The sequence below is a fragment of the Bordetella sp. genome, from assembly GCF_057362025.1.
This window is the reverse complement of record NZ_JBMQQZ010000063.1, coordinates 1-20,708: the sequence shown is the minus strand read 5'-3', so window position 1 is coordinate 20,708 and position 20,708 is coordinate 1. Positions and strand designations below refer to the sequence as shown.

Annotated in this window: 18 protein-coding genes; 13 read left to right on the top strand and 5 right to left on the bottom strand. The window is 65.8% G+C overall.

The annotated features are described in order from the left end of the window. Nucleotides 1-204: 204 nt before the first annotated feature. Together queE and queD are read left to right on the top strand one after the other, a co-directional pair. Nucleotides 205-837 (top strand): 7-carboxy-7-deazaguanine synthase, encoded by a 633-nt coding sequence (gene queE / locus ACO1P8_RS12285; protein WP_486296164.1) that lies wholly within the window; start codon nucleotides 205-207, stop codon nucleotides 835-837. Continuing rightward, nucleotides 834-1,307 carry a 6-carboxytetrahydropterin synthase QueD gene (gene queD, locus ACO1P8_RS12280; protein ID WP_486296163.1) on the top strand — a complete coding sequence of 158 codons (474 nt, stop codon included), beginning with the start codon at nucleotides 834-836 and terminating at the stop codon, nucleotides 1,305-1,307. Before queE ends, queD begins: the two co-directional genes overlap by 4 nt. A gap of 33 nt (nucleotides 1,308-1,340) precedes the next feature. On the opposite strand, the gene ACO1P8_RS12275 is transcribed toward queD, so the two are convergent. Together ACO1P8_RS12275 and ACO1P8_RS12270 are read right to left on the bottom strand one after the other, a co-directional pair. Beyond that, nucleotides 1,341-1,553, bottom strand: a complete 213-nt coding sequence (locus tag ACO1P8_RS12275; protein WP_486296162.1) for a helix-turn-helix domain-containing protein — start codon at nucleotides 1,551-1,553, stop codon at nucleotides 1,341-1,343. 36 nt (nucleotides 1,554-1,589) lie between these two features. Further along, the gene (locus ACO1P8_RS12270) at nucleotides 1,590-3,815 is read right to left on the bottom strand and encodes a phosphocholine-specific phospholipase C (protein WP_486296161.1); all 2,226 of its coding nucleotides are present in this window, start codon (nucleotides 3,813-3,815) and stop codon (nucleotides 1,590-1,592) included. 176 nt (nucleotides 3,816-3,991) lie between these two features. Between ACO1P8_RS12270 and ACO1P8_RS12265 the strand changes: the two genes are divergently transcribed. From ACO1P8_RS12265 to ACO1P8_RS12240, 6 genes are all read left to right on the top strand, one after another. Continuing rightward, nucleotides 3,992-5,410 carry an FAD-containing oxidoreductase gene (locus tag ACO1P8_RS12265; protein WP_486296160.1) on the top strand — a complete coding sequence of 473 codons (1,419 nt, stop codon included), beginning with the start codon at nucleotides 3,992-3,994 and terminating at the stop codon, nucleotides 5,408-5,410. A gap of 377 nt (nucleotides 5,411-5,787) precedes the next feature. After that, nucleotides 5,788-7,059 carry an ABC transporter substrate-binding protein gene (locus ACO1P8_RS12260; protein WP_486296159.1) on the top strand — a complete coding sequence of 424 codons (1,272 nt, stop codon included), beginning with the start codon at nucleotides 5,788-5,790 and terminating at the stop codon, nucleotides 7,057-7,059. A gap of 137 nt (nucleotides 7,060-7,196) precedes the next feature. After that, nucleotides 7,197-8,069 (top strand): branched-chain amino acid ABC transporter permease, encoded by an 873-nt coding sequence (locus tag ACO1P8_RS12255; protein ID WP_486296158.1) that lies wholly within the window; start codon nucleotides 7,197-7,199, stop codon nucleotides 8,067-8,069. Next, complete coding sequence (locus ACO1P8_RS12250) at nucleotides 8,066-9,016, top strand: branched-chain amino acid ABC transporter permease (protein WP_486296157.1); 951 nt, start codon at nucleotides 8,066-8,068, stop codon at nucleotides 9,014-9,016. Before ACO1P8_RS12255 ends, ACO1P8_RS12250 begins: the two co-directional genes overlap by 4 nt. After that, on the top strand, nucleotides 9,013-9,771 hold the full coding sequence (locus ACO1P8_RS12245; RefSeq protein WP_486296156.1) for an ABC transporter ATP-binding protein: 759 nt from the start codon (nucleotides 9,013-9,015) through the stop codon (nucleotides 9,769-9,771). Before ACO1P8_RS12250 ends, ACO1P8_RS12245 begins: the two co-directional genes overlap by 4 nt. Then, nucleotides 9,758-10,483 (top strand): ABC transporter ATP-binding protein, encoded by a 726-nt coding sequence (locus ACO1P8_RS12240; RefSeq protein ID WP_486296155.1) that lies wholly within the window; start codon nucleotides 9,758-9,760, stop codon nucleotides 10,481-10,483. The genes ACO1P8_RS12245 and ACO1P8_RS12240 overlap by 14 nt, the downstream gene beginning before the upstream one ends. A 195-nt stretch (nucleotides 10,484-10,678) precedes the next feature. Here the strand turns inward: ACO1P8_RS12240 and ACO1P8_RS12235 are convergent, their stop codons facing one another. Beyond that, nucleotides 10,679-11,656 carry a Bug family tripartite tricarboxylate transporter substrate binding protein gene (locus tag ACO1P8_RS12235; protein ID WP_486296154.1) on the bottom strand — a complete coding sequence of 326 codons (978 nt, stop codon included), beginning with the start codon at nucleotides 11,654-11,656 and terminating at the stop codon, nucleotides 10,679-10,681. Nucleotides 11,657-11,938: 282 nt separating this feature from the next. Continuing rightward, on the bottom strand, nucleotides 11,939-13,189 hold the full coding sequence (locus ACO1P8_RS12230; RefSeq protein WP_486296153.1) for an MFS transporter: 1,251 nt from the start codon (nucleotides 13,187-13,189) through the stop codon (nucleotides 11,939-11,941). Nucleotides 13,190-13,581: 392 nt separating this feature from the next. Here ACO1P8_RS12230 and ACO1P8_RS12225 point away from each other — a divergent pair, with 392 nt between their 5' ends. Further along, nucleotides 13,582-14,562: a Bug family tripartite tricarboxylate transporter substrate binding protein gene (locus ACO1P8_RS12225; RefSeq protein WP_486296152.1), complete on the top strand. Its 981-nt coding sequence runs from the start codon at nucleotides 13,582-13,584 to the stop codon at nucleotides 14,560-14,562. Here ACO1P8_RS12225 and hutI read toward each other — a convergent pair. Then, nucleotides 14,534-15,811 (bottom strand): imidazolonepropionase, encoded by a 1,278-nt coding sequence (hutI, locus tag ACO1P8_RS12220; protein ID WP_486296151.1) that lies wholly within the window; start codon nucleotides 15,809-15,811, stop codon nucleotides 14,534-14,536. The genes ACO1P8_RS12225 and hutI overlap by 29 nt on opposite strands. A gap of 99 nt (nucleotides 15,812-15,910) precedes the next feature. Between hutI and hutC the strand changes: the two genes are divergently transcribed. From hutC to ACO1P8_RS12200, 4 genes are all read left to right on the top strand, one after another. Then, nucleotides 15,911-16,717 (top strand): histidine utilization repressor, encoded by an 807-nt coding sequence (gene hutC, locus ACO1P8_RS12215; protein WP_486296150.1) that lies wholly within the window; start codon nucleotides 15,911-15,913, stop codon nucleotides 16,715-16,717. Next, nucleotides 16,714-18,396 carry a urocanate hydratase gene (gene hutU / locus ACO1P8_RS12210; protein WP_486296149.1) on the top strand — a complete coding sequence of 561 codons (1,683 nt, stop codon included), beginning with the start codon at nucleotides 16,714-16,716 and terminating at the stop codon, nucleotides 18,394-18,396. The genes hutC and hutU overlap by 4 nt, the downstream gene beginning before the upstream one ends. Before the next feature lie 158 nt (nucleotides 18,397-18,554). Then, nucleotides 18,555-19,547, top strand: a complete 993-nt coding sequence (locus ACO1P8_RS12205) for a Bug family tripartite tricarboxylate transporter substrate binding protein (protein ID WP_486296148.1) — start codon at nucleotides 18,555-18,557, stop codon at nucleotides 19,545-19,547. A 13-nt stretch (nucleotides 19,548-19,560) separates the two neighbouring features. After that, nucleotides 19,561-20,565 (top strand): ornithine cyclodeaminase family protein, encoded by a 1,005-nt coding sequence (locus ACO1P8_RS12200; RefSeq protein ID WP_486296147.1) that lies wholly within the window; start codon nucleotides 19,561-19,563, stop codon nucleotides 20,563-20,565. Nucleotides 20,566-20,708 lie beyond the last annotated feature (143 nt).

The following is a 20,708-nucleotide window of genomic DNA, read 5'->3' as shown; positions in this document are numbered from 1 at the left end:
TGGTGTCCGCCGGCGTGACCCTGTTCAAGGCCGGCAATCTGTCCCTGGCGGCACGCTACGAGCTGCAGGCGGCGTCGGATTACCGCGCCCAAACGGGCATGTTGCGGTTGCGGCAGTTGTTCTAAGGCGAACCCCGCCGGCCCTGAACCGGCGGTGGGCAGCCGGCACGCGCTAAAATGGCGGTTTTACAGACCCGCAGTCCTGATGACCTACGCCGCCAAGGAAATTTTCAAAACCCTGCAGGGCGAAGGGGCGCAGGCAGGGCGCGCCGCGGTGTTTTGCCGCTTTGCCGGCTGCAACCTGTGGTCCGGCCGCGAAAGCGATCGCGCCACCGCCGCCTGTACCTTTTGCGACACGGATTTCGTCGGTACCGATGGCCCGGGCGGCGGCAAGTTCGCCACCGCGGAACTGCTGGCCGACGCGCTCGCCGCCGAATGGGGTCCCGATACCGCCGGCCGCTACGTGGTGTTCACGGGCGGCGAACCGCTGCTGCAGCTCGATCGTGCACTGGTGGATGCGGCGCACGCGCGCGGTTTCACCATCGCCATCGAAACCAACGGCACCATCGAACCGCCGGCGGGCATCGACTGGATCTGCGTCAGCCCCAAGGGCAAGTCCCCGGTAGTGGTGCGCGCCGGCAATGAATTGAAGCTGGTGTACCCGCAGGCGGATGCCCCGCCCGAAGCCTTCGCCGGCCTGAAGTTCGAGCATTTTTTCCTGCAGCCCATGGACGGGCCGGCACGCGTGTCCAACACGCAGGCGATCGTCGACTACTGCATGCGCCATCCGCAATGGCGGCTGAGCCTGCAAACCCATAAATACATAGGCATTCCATGAGCAGCCCCACCCGCGCGCAGCCGGGCACGATTTCCGTCACACGCAGGCTGGAATTCGATGCCGGCCATCGCATTCCCGACCATCGCAGCCAGTGCCGCAACATGCATGGGCATCGCTACGTGCTGGAGGTCACCCTGGAAGGCCAGGTCATCGAGGCCCCCGGCGCGTCGGACAACGGCATGGTGATGGACTTCTCGGACATCAAGGCCATCGCCGGCGAACACCTGGTGGATCAATGGGACCATGCCTTCCTGGTGTATGCGGGCGACAGCGCCGTGCGTGGATTCCTGGAAAGCCTGCCCGGGCACAAGACCGTCGTGCTGGACCGCATTCCCACGGTGGAGAACCTGGCCCGCATCGCCTTCGATGTGCTGCGCCCCCACTATCACCGCCAGTTTGGCGGCGACCTGCGGCTGGCGCGCGTGCGCCTGTATGAAACGCCCAATTGCTGGGCGGATTGCGAAGGCTGACGCCTGGCGCCGCCGGCCAGCAGCCGCACCCTGTCAGGCGTCCGCTTCGCGGTATTCCAGCAGATCCCCCGGCTGGCACTCCAGCGCCCGGCAAATCGCTTCCAGCGTATCGAAACGCACGCCCCTTACTTTGCCGGACTTCAGCAAGGACAGGTTCTGCCCGGTGATCCCGACGATCGCCGCCAGGTCTTTCGATTTCATCTTGCGCTTGCTCAGCATGACGTCCAGCGTGACTACGATGGGCATTCCAGGTCCTGGTGCGGGAAGTTCAGGGGTGGCGACTTACCGGGTCCCCACTGCCGCGCCGCCCATGGCCGGATCCGCGAACCCGTGGGCGCCGGTTTCGACGCGGCCGGCGAAACGCCGGGCATACCCCGGCCGGCCGGCCAGCCGCAGCGTGAAGTCATACCACTGGTGCGAGGCCGCCAGCGTCCAGCGCCATTCGGCATGTTGGCCGGCGGGGATTTCGCGATGCCAGTTTGCGCGGTCGAAGTAGGCGTTGTCGGCGACCGTGGCCGCCATGGCCGCCGGGCCGGGGTTCAATGCGGTCAGCACGATCGCCCCTTCATCCGGCGCGTAGCGCACCCGCACCACGGGCGACGCCGAAGCGCCGATAGCCGGATCGGCCGCGCCCGTGAAATGGCGATGGAAACCGTTCGGCCCCAGCACCCAAAGGTTGTAGGCGCCGCGCTTTCCGCCGGGCCAGACGCCTTCCAGCGCCTTGCCCGGCTCCACCGTATAGCGGCGCGGCAGCGCGTCCAGGCGATCGATGTCGTATACGTGGAAGACCGCGGCGCGCAGGCCCGTGTTCGAGAACCGCAATCGCACCCCGCCGTTGTCGCCCGCATGCGGGGTTTCATCGTCCACATGCAGCGCGTAGGGCAAGGCACGCGAACGGCGCGCGCCCTTGGCCTGGACCGGCAATCCGGGCGTGGTCGGCGCCACGGGCGCGGTCATGCCGGGAAGCGATCGGCTGCGACGGTCCAGCGTGGCGGTATCCGGCAAATGGGCCAGGACACTCGCCTCGTTCGGCGTGGCGAAGTCGAAGCAGGACATCAGGTCGCCCGCCACGGCGCGGCGCCAGGGGCTGATGTTGGGCTCGTCCACGCCGAAGCGCCTGGCAATGAAGCGCAGCACCGACGTATGGTCGAAGACTTCGGAATTCACCCAGCCGCCGCGGCTCCAGGGTGAAATGACATACATGGGCACGCGTGGTCCCATACCGTAGGGATGGTGGCGATAGGGCCGCGTCGCGTCGATACCGCCCACGTCGTCGCCAAGATAATCGTCGGCGGTATCGACCGTGCTGGCGCCCTGCGGATCGCGCGCCGCCGCGCCGCCCTCCGTTCGGGCATACGATGGCGGCGCGGGCGGCGGCATGTGATCGAAGAACCCATCGTTCTCATCGAAATTCAGGATCAATACCGTGCGGCTCCACACGCGCGGGTTGGACGTCAAGGCCTCCAGCACCCGGGCGGTGAACGCGGCGCCTTGCGCGGGGCTGGACGGTTGCGGATGCTCCGACGCCGACGATGGCGCGCAGATCCACGACACCTGGGGCAAGCGATCCGCCATGACATCCGCCTTCAGCATCGCCACATTGCGTGTGCGTATGCCTCTTTCGTACAGCGCGCGCTCGCGGTCCGTGCGTTCTGGCGACACCGCGGGCACGCTGCGCGCATGCGCCTGACGGAAAGCCCTGAAACCGAACAAGGGATTCAGCGCGTAGAACTCGAACTCGTTGTCCTGGTAAACCTGCCAGCTGATACCGGCGTCCTCCAGGCGTTCGGCGTACGTCATCCAGGTATAGCCGTCCTGCCGGGGACCGTTGCTCAACGTGTTGTAGCTGTTGTCCAAGGCCGGACCGTTGTAGACGCCGGGTTTCGTGGGATCGTCCCCGCCATGATTGGTGCCCGTATAGACGAAGCAGCGGTTCGGATTGGTGCCGCCGGTCAGCGAACAATAGTAGGCGTCGCACAGCGTAAAGGCATTCGCCAGCGCGAACTGGAAAGGCATGTCGGCCTGGGTGTAGTACACCATCGATGCGTTCTTCTTGAACTGCGGCCAGTGCGTCATGCGGCCGCCATCCCAGGCATCCTGCGCATCGGGATACAGGTGCGGCGTGCCGGCCGTGCGCATCAGGCGAAAGTCGACCGCCGTGTCGTTGTGCTGCGGCGCCAGGATAGCGGGCAGGCCCGCGGGCTGGCCGTCGTGGCGCTGGTACCAGACGGTCTTGTTCGCCATCCCCGGCGCGTCGGGCACGGGGATGGGAAAGCGGTCGCCGAAGCCGCGCACACCGGCCAGGGTGCCGAAGTAATGATCGAAGGACCGGTTCTCCTGCGTCAGCACCACAATGTGGGCAACGTCCTCCAGGGTGCCGGCGCGCCTGTCCGCGCCGATCGCCAGGGCCTTGCGGATGGCCGGCGGGAACATCGACAGCCCGGCGGCGGCGCCGGCGGTACGGGCGGATTTGCGAAAAAAATCGCGGCGGCGGATATCGGCGGTCATGGCGGAATGGCGGAACGCATGGGCGGGTGGGATGCGGCAACCGCACAGTATGCCTGCCGGAACGCCACACCCACCTGACTTCGCGAATCGCGGTCAACCGATTACAGTTGGAACACCCGTTCGCCGTCCCTATTGGCTACCCGCCACGGCGCGCGCCGCGCAAAGAGAGGTGTTTCATGAGCACGCAGCCGACGCATACCCCTTCCGGAAAAACTTCCGCCAACCACTTCGACGCCATCGTCATCGGCGCCGGCCAGGCGGGGCCGCCGCTGGCCGGCCGCCTGACGCAGGCAGGCCAGCGCGTCGCGGTTATCGAGCGCAAGGACTTCGGCGGCACCTGCGTCAATACCGGCTGCATGCCCACCAAGACGCTGGTCGCCAGCGCCTACGCCGCGCACCTGGCGCGCCGTTCCGCCGACTTCGGCGTCGCGTTGCAGGGCGGCGTCGGCGTGGACGCCAGGCGCTTGAAGGCGCGCAAGGACGAGGTGGTTATCCGCGCCCGCACCAACGTGGAAAAGTGGCTGCGCGGCATGGACAACTGCACCGTCCTGAAGGGCCACGCGCGCTTCGTCGGCCCGCACGAAATCGATGTGAACGGCCAGCGCGTGTCGGCGGACCGCATCTACATCAACGTCGGCGGACGCGCCAATATTCCCGATATGCCGGGGGTGGACGATATCCCGCTGCTTACCAACACCAGCCTGCTGGACCTGGACACCGTGCCGAATCACATGGTCGTGATCGGCGGCAGCTACATCGGCCTGGAGTTCGCCCAGATGTACCGCCGCTTCGGCGCCGCGGTCACCATCGTCGAGAAAGGCCCCCGGCTGATTTCCCGGGAAGACCCGGACATCTCCGACGCCATCCTGAAGATCCTGGAAAAGGAAGGCATACGGGTACATCTGAACGCGGAATGCATACGCTTCGAAGCGCATCCGGACGGCGCGGCAGTACGCGTATCCTGCAACCAGGACCCGGGGCCGATCGTCGGCTCGCACGTGCTGATGGCGGTGGGACGACGGCCGAATACCCAGGACCTGGGACTGGACGCCGCCGGCGTGAAGACCGACGAACGCGGCTACATCGTGGTGGACGACGCCCTGCGCACCAGTGTTCCCCACATCTGGGCCATGGGAGACTGCAACGGACGCGGCGCATTCACCCATACGTCGTACAACGACTTCGAAATCGTCGCCGCGAATCTGCTGGACGACGACCCGCGCCGGGTCAGCGACCGCCTGCCCTGCTATGCCCTGTATATCGACCCGCCGCTGGGCCGCGTCGGCATGACCGAAGCGGCCGTGCGCGCAAGCGGCAAACCGGCGCTGGTGGGTATCCGTCCCATGACGCGCGTGGGCCGCGCCGTCGAAAAAGGCGAAACCGAAGGCTTCATGAAGGTGGTAATCGACGCGGAAAGCAAGGCCATCCTGGGCGCCGCGATCCTGGGCACCGGCGGCGACGAAGCCATACACGGGATACTGGACGTGATGTCCAGCAAGGCGCCGTATACGACGCTGCAACGCACCGTGCATATTCATCCGACAGTCTCGGAGCTGGTACCAACGGTGCTGGGGGAATTAAAGCCCTTGGTGTGATTCGAAGCGAGGGACTCATAATCCCGGAAACCCTGATTTCAAGAAAGCAGGCGGCCCATCTTCCGTTGAAGCGGCCGCTTATAAGCGGCCATATATATGTATGGCCGACGGTAATCCTTGTGCTGACATGAGTCCAAACTGAATTTGAATTGGAGTCTTTCGCGTCATTCCAAAAGCGCTCGAAGCGCCCGCTCGACCACTGTCACTGGCATTCCGTTTACCCGGATTGACTTTTCCTGACCTTCGGAGCAATGTCACCAACGTTTCAAGCGGGGGATTAATTTCGATTTTTTTTTGGGTAGTGGGCCATCAGATTTATTAGCACGCACTAATAGACGCGGTCCACTCGAGCTCGCCACAACAGGAGACAGTTCCAAATGAACGACAAAGTGGACGACAAAAGCAATTCGAAAGGAATCAGCCGCCGCGCCATCCTGAAAATGGCCGCGACAACAGGAGCGGCCGCGATGGTATCGCCTCGCATCGTCATGGCGGCCGGAGAGCAACCCGTGAAATTCGGCGTGGACAACCCCGTGACGGGAACCTACGCAATCACCGGCAGGAACGAGCTGCAAGGCATGCAACTGGCCGTGGAGGAAATCAACGCCAAGGGGGGCATCCTCGGCCGCGAGGCCCAGTTGATCGTCGAAGACTCCACCAGCGGCGATGCCGGGGTGGCGGTGCAGAAGGCGCACAAACTGATCGACCGCGACAAGGTCGATTTTCTGATCGGCAACGTGAACTCCGGCCTGACGGAAGCCGTTTCCCAGGTGGCCTACGCGAAAGGCATATTCATGATGGACCCCGGCGGGCACGCCGATCCCATAACCGGCACCGAATGCCACTGGAACGTGTTCCAGACCTGCCCATCCACCACCTTGCTGGTCAACGCGATCGCTCCCGATCTCATCAAACGCTTCGGCAAGAAGTTCTACTTCCTGGTTCCCGATTACGCGTTCGGCCATGGCCTGCTGGAAGCTTATAACGCCAATCTGAAAAAGTATGGCGCCACCAACGTCGGCGCCGATCTGATTCCCCTGGGCACTGCCGACTACTCCTCTTACCTTATCAAGGCGCAGTCGGCCAGCCCGGACGTGATCGTTATCCTGCAGAACGGCGACGACCAGACCAACGTCCTCAAGCAGGCCGTGCAGTTCGGCCTGGACAAGCGCTTTCACATCGCGGGCGCGAACATCGAGCTCGAAACGCTCGAAGCGCTCCCACCGAACGCGCGCATCGGCAACTGGGTAATCGAGTGGTATTGGAACCAGCCCGGCGTGCCCCATGTGAAAGAGTTTGTCGACGCCGTCAAGAAGAAGACCGGCCGGGTGCCGACCGCGCGTACCTGGTTCGGCCACACCTCGATCCACGCCTGCGCGCTGGCGGCCGCAAAGGCAAAATCGCTGGATGCGGTGAAGATGGCCAGGGCGCTGGACGGGCTCGTGCTGCCGCCCGAGGTCTCCCTGCAGCCGGGCGAGGCCGTCTACCGGGCCAACCAGCACCTGCTCATCGGGACGCTCTGGGCCGGCCACGCGCAACCCCAGGGCAACGGCGACGACGATCTGTTCCACATCGATACCATCATCGATAGCAAGACCATCGCGCCTACCATCGAAGAGTCCGGCTGCAAGATGACCTGGCCCTCCTGACAGCCTTCGCCATTGGAAAGTCGGGTCGTCCGCGCCCTGCCGCGGATGACCCGGTCCGGTTCTATCCCTTCGTACCCAAAGCCAGGCAGGCGCATCCCTGCCGGGGATGAACCTTGTCGTTTTAATGGAGACCTGGCGTGACCCAGTTGATCCTTTTCAACATATTCAACGGGCTGGTCATCGGCGCGTTCTATGCGCTGATGGCCCTGGGCTTGTCCCTGATCATCAACCTGACCAACGTCATCAACTTCGCCCACGGCGAATTCCTCGCACTGGGCGGCTACATCGCCTATACGCTCGATCCCTACCTGGGATTCTGGGGGGCGCTGGTCGTGTCGCCTTTCCTCACGGCGATCGTGGGCCTGATCGTCGAGCGCGTGCTCATACGTCCCCTGTACAACCGCGATCCGCTCTACAGCCTGCTGCTCACGTTCGGGCTCGCCTACGTGCTGCAGGATTCGATCCGCTTCATCTGGGGCGCGCAGGGTTTGCCGCTGCAGACCCCCGCCATCCTGAACTCGCCGCTGAGCCCCACGCTGTTCTTCCTGACGGGCTACCGCGTCTTCATGGTGGGCCTGGTCGCCGTGGCGGTGGCGGTGCTGTTCTACGTCCTGAAGAAGACCCGCGTGGGCATGCGCATACGCGCCGGCACGCTCGACCTGGAAATGGTGTCCGCCCTGGGCGTCGATGTGCGCATCCTGCGCAATCTGAACTTCGGCCTGGGCATCTTCTTCGCGGGCCTGGCCGGCGTGCTGGCGGCCGGCATGCTGGGGCTGACGCCCACCATCGGCGAAGGCCTGATCATGCCCAGCTTCGTGGCGGTCATCGTGGGCGGCCTGGGCAGCCTGGTCGGCACCCTCTTCGGCGGCTTGGTGATCGGCGTGGCGGCGGGCGTCGTGACGGTGTTCTACCCGTCCGCCTCCGAAGCTTCCATCTACGTAATCATGGCGATCGTGCTGCTGTTCCGGCCGTACGGTCTGTTCGGCGAGAAAGGCGGGACCAAACTGTGAATCAGCGCAGAAACATACCAAAGTACTATCAGTGGATCCTCTGGATCGTGCTGCTGAGCGTGCCCTACTGGATCACGCCCCTGGGCGGGTATACGGACCTTGCCACGCGCCTGCTGGTCATCGGGCTGGCGGCCATGGCGACCAACCTGCTGGTCGGCCATACCGGAGTCAATTCGTTCGGCCATGCCGCCTACTTCGGCCTGGGCGCGTACGCCACGGGCCTGACCCTGAAGTACCTGATGCCGAGCACGCCCGCGGCCTTCGTCGTGGGGGTCCTGGTCGGCACGCTGGGAGGCATGCTGATCGGCGCCTTGATCGTCAGGCTGCGCGGCATCTACTTCGCGCTGGCCACCATCGCCTTCGGCCAGGTGTTCTACTTCATTGCCTTTCGGTGGAACTCCGTCACCGGCGGGGACAACGGCCTGCGGGGCTTTCAGCGCCTGGCTGTGGACCTGGGCTTCATGAAGTTCGACATCACGTCCAGCCTGGCCTTCTACTATGTCGTGCTGGCCATCCTGGCGCTCTGCGCGTATGCCATGGCCACGATCCTGAGGTCTCCATTCGGGCATACGCTGCAGGCCATCCGCGAGAACGAACGCCGCGCGCAGTTCCTGAGCATCCCGGTGAACCGCCACATCTGGATCGCCTACACCATCTCTTGTTTTTTCGTGTCGGTAGCGGGCTCGCTGTACGCGCTCCTCAACAACTTCGCCAGCCCCCACGACCTGTACTGGACCCAGTCGGGCGACTTCGTTCTCATGGCGGTCATCGGCGGCATGCGTTCCTTCTGGGGCCCGCTGCTCGGAGCCGCGATCTTCGTATTGGCGCAGGATTATCTTTCCGGCGTGACGCAAGACTGGATGTTCTTCATCGGGATGATCTTCGTGCTGGTCGTGCTGCTTATTCCCCGCGGTATTGCCGGACTATTCCAACGGAGGGCGCAATGAGCCTACTCCAAGTCCACAACGTTTCCCAGTATTTCGGCCAGCTCGTGGCGGTGAACGACGTCTCGCTCACTGTCGAACCCGGCGAACTGCACGCGATCATCGGTCCGAACGGCGCCGGCAAGACCACGTTCTTCAACATGATCAGCGGGTTCTACCGGCCCACGAAGGGCCGCATCGTGTTCGACGGCGCCGACGTCACGGACGTGCCGCCGCACGACCGCGTGGCCATGGGCATGGCGCGGACCTTCCAGATTACCGAGGTCTTTCGCGAGCTGACCGTGCGCGAGAACCTGCGAGTCGCCGTCGAAGTGACGCAGGGCCTTAGGCTCAAGTTCTTTCGTTCCCGGGAACTGGCGCGCGAAACCGAGGACCGCATCGACGAACTGCTCGATATGGGCAGGCTGACGGACAAGGCCGAGCGCCTGGTCGGCGAACTATCGCATGGCGACCAGCGCTCCGCCGAAATCATGATGGCGCTCGCATTGAAACCCAAGCTGCTGCTGCTGGACGAACCCGCGGCGGGCATGGGCAACAAGGAGACCTACGAAACCGCCCTGCTGATACGCAGATTGCATCGCGCGCAAAAGCTGACGATCGTCCTGGTCGAACACGACATGCGCGTCATCTTCAACCTGGCCGATCGCATCACGGTCCTGACCGAAGGCGAGGTCCTGGAACAGGGCACGCCCGACCAGATCGCCGCCAGCGAAAAAGTACAAGTTGCCTATCTGGGGGAATCGCATGAAGGCGCTTGAGATACAGCAACTCAATACCTTTTACGGCAAGAGCCATATCCTTCACGGCATCGATATCGAAGTCGACGAGGGCGAGCTGGTCACCCTGCTGGGCCGCAATGGCGCGGGCAAATCCACCACGCTGCGCAGCATCATGGGGATGACGCCGGCCCGCACCGGCCACGTGAAGATATTCGGCACGGATTCCACGCATCTGCCGCCATTTCGCATCGCCGGCCTGGGAGTGGGCCTGGTCCCGGAGGGCCGCCGGGTCTTCTCCAACCTGACCGTCGAAGAAAACCTCAAGGTGCCGGTGGACCGCCCGGGGCCGTGGAATATCGCCCGCGTCTATAAAGCCTTTCCGCGGCTCGCCGAGCGAAAAGGTCACAAGGGCGGGCAGTTATCCGGGGGCGAGCAGGAAATGCTGTCCATCGCCCGCGTCCTGCTGCTCAACCCCAAGCTGCTGATGCTCGACGAACCGTCGCAGGGACTGGCGCCGCTGATTGTGCAGAACGTCTTCGACATCATTGTCGCGGCGCGCAACGAAGGTGCCGCGGTGCTTCTGATCGAACAGAATGTCCGCGCCGCGATCGGCATCGCCGATCGCGCCTATGTGCTGGACCGCGGCACCATCACGTATAGCGGCGTCGCCTCGGAATTCGGCAAGGACGAACAGCGCGTGCAGGAACTGGCGGGGGCCAGCGCCCAGAAATGGGAGTTCCCCGACGATTGAGTGCCTTGGCCGGAATGATGTTGCCGAACCACAGCACCACCACGGCGCCAAAAGGCGATCACCGGGGTCGTCTCTTGGAGGGATACTGATGATGGGGCGGCCATCGGTGCCCTGCTGCGCGCGAGACCGGGCTCGAGTGCCGCCGGCCTGCCCCGCGGAAATCCGTTCACCGCGGGGCAGGACCTTTCGGTCGCTTCAATCCACTGTGGCGCCCGAAGCCTTCACCGCTTTGCCCCACACCCCGATTTCCTTGACCACGTAGGTGTGGAATTCGGCGGGGCTCATATGCATGGCCTCGACACCCAGCCCGGCAAGCTGCTTCTTGACGTCGGGCGCATTCAGAATGGCCTGCACTTCCTGGTTCATGCGATTGGTGATCGCAGGCGGGATCCCCGCCGGGCCGAGCAGCCCATACCAAGGCTGCGCGTCGACGCCCTTGATACCGGTCTCGGCAAGCGTCGGGACGTCAGGCAAGGCCGCCGAACGCTGGGCGCCGGTCACCGCCAGTACCTTGAGGTTGCCGGCCTTGACCTGCGGCATGATGACCAGCGGGTTTTCGAATGCCAGCGGCACCTGGTTGCCGACCAGGTCGGTCAGCAAGGGACCGGATCCCTTGTACGGGATGTGACGAAGTTTGGTGCCCGCGGCGGTATTGAACATTTCGCCGATGATGTGCTGCGGCGTGCCCGAACCGGCCGAACCGAACACCAGGTCGCCCGTCTTGCCCTTGGCGATGATGTCCTGGATGGAGTTCAGGCCGGATTTGACATTGACGGCCACGACGAAGCTGGTGCGGGCCAGCGGCACGACTTCCGTGAAGTCCTTCGCAGGATCGTAGGGCAGCTTCTTGTACAGCGTGCCGGCGATCACGATGGGACCGCTGGCAGCCAGCAGGAAGGTGTAGCCGTCCGGCTTGGCCTTGGCCACGTAGGCCGTGCCGATATTGCCGCCCGCACCGGCCCGGTTCTCGACGATGACGTTCTGGCCAAGCTTGTCGTGCAGGCGGGTGGCGAGCAAGCGCGCGAGTACGTCCGTGGTGCCGCCGGGCGCATACGGCGACACCAGCGTGATGGCCTTGTCCGGCCAGGCGTCCGCGGAACGGGCGGAAGACGCGGCGGTCACTGCCGCGACGGCAAATAGCGCGGCGAAGCAACGGTTCAAAGCACGGCTCATGGATTTGTCTCCTGGGTATTTTGTAGTCATGCGATCACGCCGATACCGTTCGGGTCGAAGTGTCGAACCCGCAGGATAAGCCATGCCCGGCGCTCGCGGACGGGTCGAGACGTCCATGTTTTCCCGGACGAACGCGCACATGCGGGACGACTTTGAACGAAGGTCGAGGCAAACCCGCCACATTTCACCCCGCAGACTGACGGGAAGCTGATCGGCCGGCGCGGCGGCGGAACGATCGAGCCGTCCACGAGCGCAACAGCCGGCGTCCGCGCCGGCGCCGCGTCAGCCCTGGCGCCTGGCGCGGCTCACGCGCACGAGGCGGTTGTACAGCGCGCCCAAGGCCATCAGCAGGCTGGTACCGAGGAACACCGAGCGCATGCCGAAATGGCCGCCGACGAAACCGCCGGCCAACGGGCCGACGACCTGCCCCACGTACTGGGCCGAGGTCGAATAGCCCAGCATGCCGCCCGCCACGCGTTCAGGCACGTTATGGCGGATGACCGTGGCGATACAGGGCAACAGGCCGCCCAGCGACAACCCCATCAGGAAACGCAGCACGACCAGTTGCCAGCTCGCGGTGATGAAGGCCTGGGGAATCAGCAGCACGGCCGACACCAGCAGACAGCCGATGATCACGTTCCAATGGCCCACGCGATCCGCAAGCCGCCCCAGGCGCGATGCGGACAGGATGCTGCCCAGCGCCGTGGCCGACATCACCAGCCCCGCAACCATGGTGACGTTGCGCGCTTCGGCGAACTGCGCCACATAGACCGTGATGATGGGCTCGATCGACATATTCGCCAGCATCAGCAGCGCGCCGGTGCATAGCATCGCCAGCAAGGGCCCCTTATCGGGTACCGCCGCCAATCCGCCCTTGGGCTTGTCGGCGGACCTGCCCGGTTTCGGACGGCGCTCTTCCTTGATCAGGAAGCTCGTCACGAGGAAAGCCACGAAGATCAGCGCGCCCGACGCCAGGAAGGTCGCGCGTATGCCGATCAGCGGCGGCAGGACGCCGCCGATCAGCGGCCCGGCCAGGTTGCCCGCCATGATGCCGGAGGACAGCACGCCCAGCGCCCAGCCCGTGCGGTGCCTGGGCGTTTGCGTGGCGACCAAGACCATGGACCCGGACGCGTAGCCGCCCAGCAGGCCCGCCAGCAGCCGCAGCCCCACCAATTGATAGACGTTTTCGGCCATGCCGATCAGCGACATGGCGATGGACATGCCCAGGCTGGCGCGGATCAGCATCAGCTTGCGGCCGTAGCGGTCCGCCAGCCTGCCCCACAGCGGCGCGGTCAATGCCGCCGTAAAAAACGTCGCGCCGAAGGCCACCCCGGACCATTGCACGATGGCCGCGTGATCCTTCACGCCCAATTGTTCGACGTACAGCGGCAGGAAGGGCAGCAGCAGCGTCATCCCGATGATGGTGGTGAACGAACCGAACACGCATACGGCGAGGTTGCGCGCCCAATGCGCGGAGCCCTGTTCCAGGATCGCGGTATCGGCGTGGGCGGGCGTGGCGCTGGAGGTAGTCATGATCGTGGACACACTGCTCGATGAAGGGCGGCGGGCAAGAGCTGCGTACTATACGGCCGCCGAAAACCCGCTACCAGCCGATAGCCCGTACCCGGATGGACGGCACTGGCATGGCTGATACTGGAATGGATAACACCAGGATGATGCCGCGGTCGCCGCGTGCCCTGCCGCCGCCGGCCGTCGTCGCCACCGGCCGCGCCAAGGCGATTTCCCTTATGTCTTGAAAGAGGCACAATCCCGCCGAGGGGATCGTTTACCGCAAACGGGTGCGGCCGGCCCGGCAGGACAAGCAACGCAGGGACGCCAAGCGCGGGCTACGACAAACCGCGACACGCAGCGAACCTGCCCAGGCTGCCGGCACGCCCGCATAAAGAAAAGACAGAGAGACGATCATGAAACACGAATTGCCGCGCTTCGGCGCTTGCGTCGCCCTGGCCTTGTCGGCCTGCCTGTCGGGAGGACCGGCCACCGCCGCAGACTGGCCCGACCATCCCATTACCTTCGTCGCGCCCTTCAGCCCCGGCGGCGGCATCGATCTGGCCGCGCGCCTGTTCGCCAAGGCGGTCAGCGAACAGCTGCACCAGGCGGTCGTCGTCGAAAACCGGCCCGGCGCTGGGGGCGCGATCGGCGCGGCCCACGTCGCGCACAGTACGCCGGATGGGTACACCTTCCTGGTGGGCGGCAACAGCGTCATCACCAATAGCCTGATCCGGCCCAACCAGCCTTACAAGGACGAAGCGCTGACGCCCGTTGTGCTGATGACCGTCACTCCGTCGGTCATCGTGACCAGCGCGGCCAACCCGGCCAACGACCTGAAGGAATTCCTGGCCAACGCCAAAAAGAACCATAAGGGCCGCATCACGTTTTCGACCGCCGGCAACGGCAGCGCGCCGCAGTTCGTCGCGGAAATGCTGCGCGAAGCCACCGGACTGGACGTCGAACCCATCACCTACAAGAGCGGCGGCGAAGGTGTCACGGCCGTGGTGGCCGGACAGGTGGACGCGACCTCGGAGGCCAGTGTCGCCACCCTGCCCCTGATCAAAGGCGGCAAGCTCAAGGCGCTGGCGATCACCGGCGACAAGCGCATGGCCAGCGCGCCCACTATCCCGACCACGGCGGAAGAAGGCCTTCCCACCCTGCGCATCGTCCACTGGGCGGGCCTGCTGGCGCCCACCGGCACGCCGACGGCCATCCTGGACAGGATGAACGCCGCCGTCAACGCCGCATTGAAAACACCGGAAGTGCGACAGGCATTGGCGCGCAGCAGCCAGGACGCGGGCGGCGGCACGCGTGCGTCATTCGAGACGTTCACCAGGGAAGAACGCGCCCGCCTGGGGCAGATCGTCAAGACCGGCCATATGCAGACGGATTGACGTCGACCCCCCGCCGCAGGATGCGCGCGGGCAGATGCATGCCATGGCTGTAGCACAGCTCGGCAAGCGCGGGCACCTGCCAGAAAACCAGGTCCGCCCATTTGCCCGGCGCCAGGCTGCCCGCCTCATCCTGCAGGCCGAGCGCGCGCGCCGCGGCATGCGTGACGCCGTTCAGGGCCTCGGCCGGCGTCAGCCGGAATAGCGTACACGCCATGTTCAGCATCAAAAGCAGGGATGCGAAAGGCGACGTGCCGGGGTTGCAGTCGGTGGCCACGGCGATGGGTACGCCATGCCGGCGCAGCAGATCCACCGGCGGCACCCGCGTGTCGCGCAGGAAATAGAAGGCGCCGGGCAGCAGCACGGCGACCGTGCCGGCTGCCGCCATGGCGCGCGCGCCCGCTTCATCCAGATGTTCGAGGTGGTCGGCCGACAAGGCCCGGTAGCGCGCGCCCAGCGCCGCCGCGCCGCACAGGTTCAACTGTTCGGCATGCACCTTCACGGGCAGGCCCAGCGCGGTGGCGGCACGATAGACGCGCTCGGATTGCGCGGCGTCGAACCCGATGCTTTCGTGGAAGACGTCGACGGCGTCGGCCAGGCCCTGGCGCGCGGCCTCCGGCAGTACCTCGCTGCAGACGAATTCGATGTAATCGTCAGGGCGGCCGGCGTATTCGGGCGGCAGCGCATGGGCACCCAGGAAGGTGGTGCGCACCGTGACGGGTAGCGTATCCCCCAGCGCGCGCGCGGCGCGCAGCATGGCCAGCTCCGTGTCGCGGTCCAGTCCATAGCCTGACTTGATTTCCACCGTGGTAACGCCTTCGCGCAACAGCGCGCGCAGACGCGGCAGCGCCTGCGCGACCAGCCCCGCCTGCGCCGCCTCGCGCGTGGCCCGGACGGTGGACACGATGCCGCCGCCCGCGCGCGCGATGTCCTCGTAGGAAGCCCCGTTCAAGCGCATCTCGAACTCCGTGGCGCGCGATCCGGCGTAGACCAGATGGGTATGGCAGTCGATCAGCCCGGGCATGACCCAGGCGCCCTCGGCGTCGATCACCCGACCCGGCCGCGCTGGGCCGTCGGCCCAGGCTGAGTCAGGCGCTTGCGCGGCCCGGCCTATCCAGACGATGCGGCCGCCCCGTACCGCAATCGCATCCGCGTCGCCGGCAACGCCGTACGGCGTGCCCGCCGCGGGATCGAAGGTGGCGATCCGGGCATTCACGATCAGGGCATCGGCATCCCGCAGTTCATCGTCCATGGCAGCGCGTCCCTTTTTTGGCATTCGGGTTCATACCCGGGTTTTCCATAGCCGCATCGTACTTGCCTATACTTGTATATTCAAGTTAGAGTTTGCCCCATGTTCCCTCTGCCCGCCGCGCGGGCTCACCAGGACGCCATGCCCACCGCTTCCCCCGAACTGCCGCTTCCTCCCTATGCCCGGATCAAGCAACACATCGTCGACCGGATCGAGGCCGGCCAATGGGCCGTGAACGACCAGGTCCCGTCGGAGAACCAGCTGGCCGCGCAGTTCCAGGTATCGCGCATGACGGCGCGCCGCGCGATCCTGGAGCTGACCCAGGACGGCATCCTGGTGCGCAGCCAGGGGTTGGGCACGTTCGTGGCGGAACAGAAGCCCGCCCTGCCGGTCCTGGAAGTCCGCAACATCGCCGAGGAAATCGCCCAGCGCGGGCACCGCTACTCGAACCGCGTGCTGCAGCTCGAACGCATCACCGCGCCCGAAGGCATCGCCACCGCGCTGGCCCTGTCGATCGACAAGTCGGTCTATCACTCACTCATTCTGCACCTGGACAACGACGTACCGGTGCAGCTGGAAGACCGCTACGTCAACCCGCGCGTGGCGCCGGACTACATCGAACAGGACTTCAGCCGCGAAACCCCGAATGCCTACCTGAGCCGCGTTGCCCCGCTGACGGCCGTCGAACACACCATCGAGGCGATCCTGCCCGATGCGCGCGTGGCCGGCTGCCTCGAACTGAAAACCCCGCAGGCCTGCCTGCAGGTGCTGCGCCGCACCTGGTCCGGCGAGGATGTCGTTACCTTCGCCCGCCTGATCCATCCCGGCGACCGCTACCGCCTGACGGGACACGCCGTCATGTCCACGCGCGCCGCCCCCGCCAAGATTCCCGGAGACCAAGCATCATGACCTCGACCCCCACCTCCCGCCTGGACCCGTCGCGTTCGATCCGCGCGCCGCGCGGCACGACCCTGACCTGCAAGAACTGGCTGATCGAAGCCGCCTACCGCATGATCCAGAACAACCTGGACGCGGAAGTCGCCGAACACCCGGAGCAGCTGGTGGTGTATGGCGGCATCGGCCGCGCCGCGCGCGACTGGGCCTCTTACGATCGGATCCTGGAAGTCCTGCGCCGCCTGCAGCCGGACGAGACGCTGCTGGTCCAGTCCGGCAAGCCGGTCGGCGTCTTCAGGACGCATGCCGACGCGCCGCGCGTGCTGCTGGCCAACTCCAACCTGGTGCCGCATTGGGCCACCTGGGAACACTTCCATGAACTGGACCGCAAGGGCCTGATGATGTACGGCCAGATGACGGCCGGCAGCTGGATCTATATCGGTTCCCAGGGCATCGTGCAGGGCACGTACGAAACGTTCTATGCCGTGGCCAACCGCCATTTCAATGGCGACCCCAAGGGACGCTGGATCCTGACCGCCGGCCTGGGCGGCATGGGCGGCGCGCAGCCGCTGGCCGCCACGATGGCCGGGTTCAGCATGATCGCGGTGGAATGCGACGAATCGCGCATCGACTTCCGCCTGCGCACCCGCTACATCGACGTCAAGGCGAAAACCCTGGACGAAGCGCTGGGCCTGCTGGAAGACGCACGCCAGAAGGGTCGCGCGCTGTCGATCGGCCTGCTCGGCAATGCCGCCGACGTGCTGGCGGAGATGGTCCGGCGCGGCATCACGCCGGATTGCGTGACCGACCAGACCTCGGCCCACGATCCCCTTAACGGCTACCTGCCGCAAGGCTGGACCATGGAGGAATGGCAGGCCCGCCGCACGACCGAACCCGAAGCCGTGGTACGCGCCGCCAAGCAGTCCATGGCCGGCCACGTCCGCGCCATGCTGACCCTGCAGGAGCGCGGCGCCGCCACGCTGGACTACGGCAACAACATCCGCCAGATGGCCCTGGAAATGGGCGTCGGGAACGCCTTCGATTTCCCGGGCTTCGTGCCCGCCTACATCCGGCCGCTGTTCTGCGAAGGCATCGGCCCGTTCCGCTGGGTGGCGCTGTCCGGCGACCCGGAGGACATCTACAAGACCGACGCCAAGGTCAAGGAATTGATTCCGCACGACAAGCACCTGCACAACTGGCTGGACATGGCGCGCGAGCGCATCGCCTTCCAGGGCCTGCCGGCGCGCATCTGCTGGGTCGGCGTGCGCGACCGCGCGCGCCTGGGCCTGGCCTTCAACGAAATGGTCCGCACGGGCGAACTGAGCGCGCCCATCGTCATCGGCCGCGATCACCTGGATTCGGGATCGGTCGCCAGCCCGAACCGCGAGACCGAATCCATGCGCGACGGCTCGGACGCGGTCTCGGACTGGCCGCTGCTCAATGCCCTGCTCAATACCGCGGGCGGCGCGACCTGGGTATCGCTGCACCACGGCGGCGGCGTCGGCATGGGGTTCTCTCAGCACGCGGGCGTGGTCATCGTCTGCGACGGCACCGAAGAGGCCGCGCGCCGCATCGGCCGCGTTCTGCATAACGACCCGGCCACGGGCGTCATGCGGCACGCGGATGCGGGCTACGACGAAGCGATCGCCTGCGCGCGCGACGCCGGGCTGGACCTGCCCATGCTGGGACGCTGACCGCGCGGGCTGCCGCCCGATCGCGGCCGCACGGCCCGCGCGGCGCCCGTCGCGCATCCGTTGCGACGGGCGGTCGGTTACCGGCGTACGACATCTTCTCGCCGCGCCTTCCAGGCGCGGCACAACGCAGCAGTAGACACACATACAAGGGGAATACCATGAAATTGTCTCTGAACCTGCGCCTGGCGGCGGCCGCCGCGGGCGCCCTCGTCGCGGCGGCATCCGCCCCCGTGCACGCCGCCGACGCGGCCTATCCATCCAAGCCCGTCACGATCATCGTGCCTTTCGGCGCCGGTGGCGTGGCCGACGCGATTCCGCGCATCGTCGGACAGAAGCTGAACGAGATGTGGGGCGTACCGGTCATCATCGAGAACCGGCCTGGCGCCTCCGGCAACCTGGGCATGGGACAGGTGGCGCGGGCCGCGCCCGACGGCTACACGCTGGGCCTGGCGCCGGCCGGCAACCTGACCGTCAACCCCCTGCTCTATACGAACCTGAACTTCGATACGGCGCACGCCTTCGCCCCGATCACCCTGCTGGCGACCTCGCCCAATATCCTGGTGGTCAACCCCACCATGCCGGCCAAGGACTTCAAGTCTTTCATCGCCTACGCCAAGGAAAGGCCGGGCAAGCTGAACTTCGCCTCCCCGGGCGCGGGCAGCGGCGCGCATCTGGCCGGCGAGCTGCTTAACCAATCCGCCGGCATCAATACCATGCACATTCCCTACAACGGCATGGCGCCGGCGGTCACCGACGTCGTCGCCGGCAACGTCGACATGATGTTCGCGGGCGTATCCAGCGTGCTGCCCTTCATCCGCGGCGGCAAGCTGCGCGCCCTGGCCATTGCCGGCCCGAAGCGCCTGCCGCAATTGCCGGACGTTCCCACCGTCGCTGAAAGCGGCTATCCGGGCTTCGACGTGACGTCGTGGTATGGGCTGGTCGCGCCGGCCAAGACCCCGCCCGCCGTCCTGGAGAAACTGCAGCGCGACATCGCCACCGTGCTGAAGGATCCCGCCGTGCGCAAGAAATTCGAAGACCAGGGCGTGGATCCCGCCAACACCACCACGCCAGAATTCGCCGCCATGATCCAGAACGAAACCCGCAAATGGGCGGAGATCGTCAAGACGGCCGGCATCAAGCCTATCCAATGAGCCTGGAGACATCATGCAGTCCATCGACATTACCTATCTGAACGGGCCGGACGTCAAAGCCCTGGACATCACCGACGCGGAGATCCTGGCCGCGGTGGAAGGCGCCCTGCGCGCGCAGGGCCAGGGCAAGACCGTGATCGAGCCGCGCGTGCACCTGATCCCGGAATCCTCGGACAAGGGGCATTTCAACGTGCTGCGCGGCTATATCGAACCGCTGCACGTGGCCGGGGTGAAAGTCGTCAGCGACTTCGTCGATAACTACAAGGTCGGCCTGCCGTCGGAAATGGCGCTGCTGAACCTGTTCGATCCGGTCACCGGCAAGCCGCTGGCCATCGTCGATGCGACGGCCATCACCGATATGCGCACCGGCGCGGTCACCGCGCTGGGGGCCAGGCACCTGGCCCGCCGCGGCAGCAAAGTGCTGGGGCACATCGGCGCGCGCGGCACGTCGTACTGGAACGTGCGCCTGCTCGACAGCCTCTTCGACTTCGACGAGATCCGCGTCCATTCGCGCCGCCCGGAAAGCCGCCAGGCCTTCGGCGACCGCCTGTCGCGCGACCTGGGCAAGCCGGTAAAGGTGATGGACGACTGGGAATCCTGCGTGCGCGACGCCGATATCGTGGTCGAAGCCTCGCGCCTGCCCGAGCCCACGCCGCTGCTGAAGACGGAATGGATCAAGCCGGGCGCACTGGTCATGCCCTACGGCACCATGAGCGCCGTCGAACTGTCGCTGACCGACATCATGAGCAAGGTGGTGGTCGACGACTGGGGCCAGTGCCGCAAGGGCCTGCCCTTCGGCGCGCTGCGCGCGCACGTGGACAGCGACCGCATCACCCAGGAGAACCTGCACGCCGAAATCGGCCAGATCGTCGCCGGCCTGAAGCCCGGTCGCGAGCGCGAAGACGAAACCATCCTGTTCTGGCATCGCGGCCTGTCCACCACGGATATCGCCCTGGGCCAGGCCATGCTGGACAAGGCGCGCCGCCTTGGGATCGGTCAAACCCTGAAGTTCGCCTGACTGCCATGCCGGCCGCGCCGCTGATCGCCTCTACCCGGATGTATGACGTCGCGCCGGCGGCACGCGCCGCCTGGCACGCGCTGCTGCGCGAGGCGCACCGGCGCGCCGGCCTGCAGATCGCGTTCGTCGAGCATGGCTGGCCC

Excerpts from the sequence above, each read along its gene's own strand:
- queE (WP_486296164.1), top strand. The coding sequence starts at position 205 with ATGACCTACGCCGCCAAGGAAATTTTCAAAACCCTGCAGGGCGAAGGG.
- queD (WP_486296163.1), top strand. The coding sequence starts at position 834 with ATGAGCAGCCCCACCCGCGCGCAGCCGGGCACGATTTCCGTCACACGC.
- ACO1P8_RS12275 (WP_486296162.1), bottom strand. The coding sequence starts at position 1,553 with ATGCCCATCGTAGTCACGCTGGACGTCATGCTGAGCAAGCGCAAGATG.
- ACO1P8_RS12270 (WP_486296161.1), bottom strand. The coding sequence starts at position 3,815 with ATGACCGCCGATATCCGCCGCCGCGATTTTTTTCGCAAATCCGCCCGT.
- ACO1P8_RS12265 (WP_486296160.1), top strand. The coding sequence starts at position 3,992 with ATGAGCACGCAGCCGACGCATACCCCTTCCGGAAAAACTTCCGCCAAC.
- ACO1P8_RS12260 (WP_486296159.1), top strand. The coding sequence starts at position 5,788 with ATGAACGACAAAGTGGACGACAAAAGCAATTCGAAAGGAATCAGCCGC.
- ACO1P8_RS12245 (WP_486296156.1), top strand. The coding sequence starts at position 9,013 with ATGAGCCTACTCCAAGTCCACAACGTTTCCCAGTATTTCGGCCAGCTC.
- ACO1P8_RS12240 (WP_486296155.1), top strand. The coding sequence starts at position 9,758 with ATGAAGGCGCTTGAGATACAGCAACTCAATACCTTTTACGGCAAGAGC.
- ACO1P8_RS12235 (WP_486296154.1), bottom strand. The coding sequence starts at position 11,656 with ATGAGCCGTGCTTTGAACCGTTGCTTCGCCGCGCTATTTGCCGTCGCG.
- ACO1P8_RS12230 (WP_486296153.1), bottom strand. The coding sequence starts at position 13,189 with ATGACTACCTCCAGCGCCACGCCCGCCCACGCCGATACCGCGATCCTG.
- ACO1P8_RS12225 (WP_486296152.1), top strand. The coding sequence starts at position 13,582 with ATGAAACACGAATTGCCGCGCTTCGGCGCTTGCGTCGCCCTGGCCTTG.
- hutI (WP_486296151.1), bottom strand. The coding sequence starts at position 15,811 with ATGGACGATGAACTGCGGGATGCCGATGCCCTGATCGTGAATGCCCGG.
- hutC (WP_486296150.1), top strand. The coding sequence starts at position 15,911 with ATGTTCCCTCTGCCCGCCGCGCGGGCTCACCAGGACGCCATGCCCACC.
- hutU (WP_486296149.1), top strand. The coding sequence starts at position 16,714 with ATGACCTCGACCCCCACCTCCCGCCTGGACCCGTCGCGTTCGATCCGC.
- ACO1P8_RS12205 (WP_486296148.1), top strand. The coding sequence starts at position 18,555 with ATGAAATTGTCTCTGAACCTGCGCCTGGCGGCGGCCGCCGCGGGCGCC.
- ACO1P8_RS12200 (WP_486296147.1), top strand. The coding sequence starts at position 19,561 with ATGCAGTCCATCGACATTACCTATCTGAACGGGCCGGACGTCAAAGCC.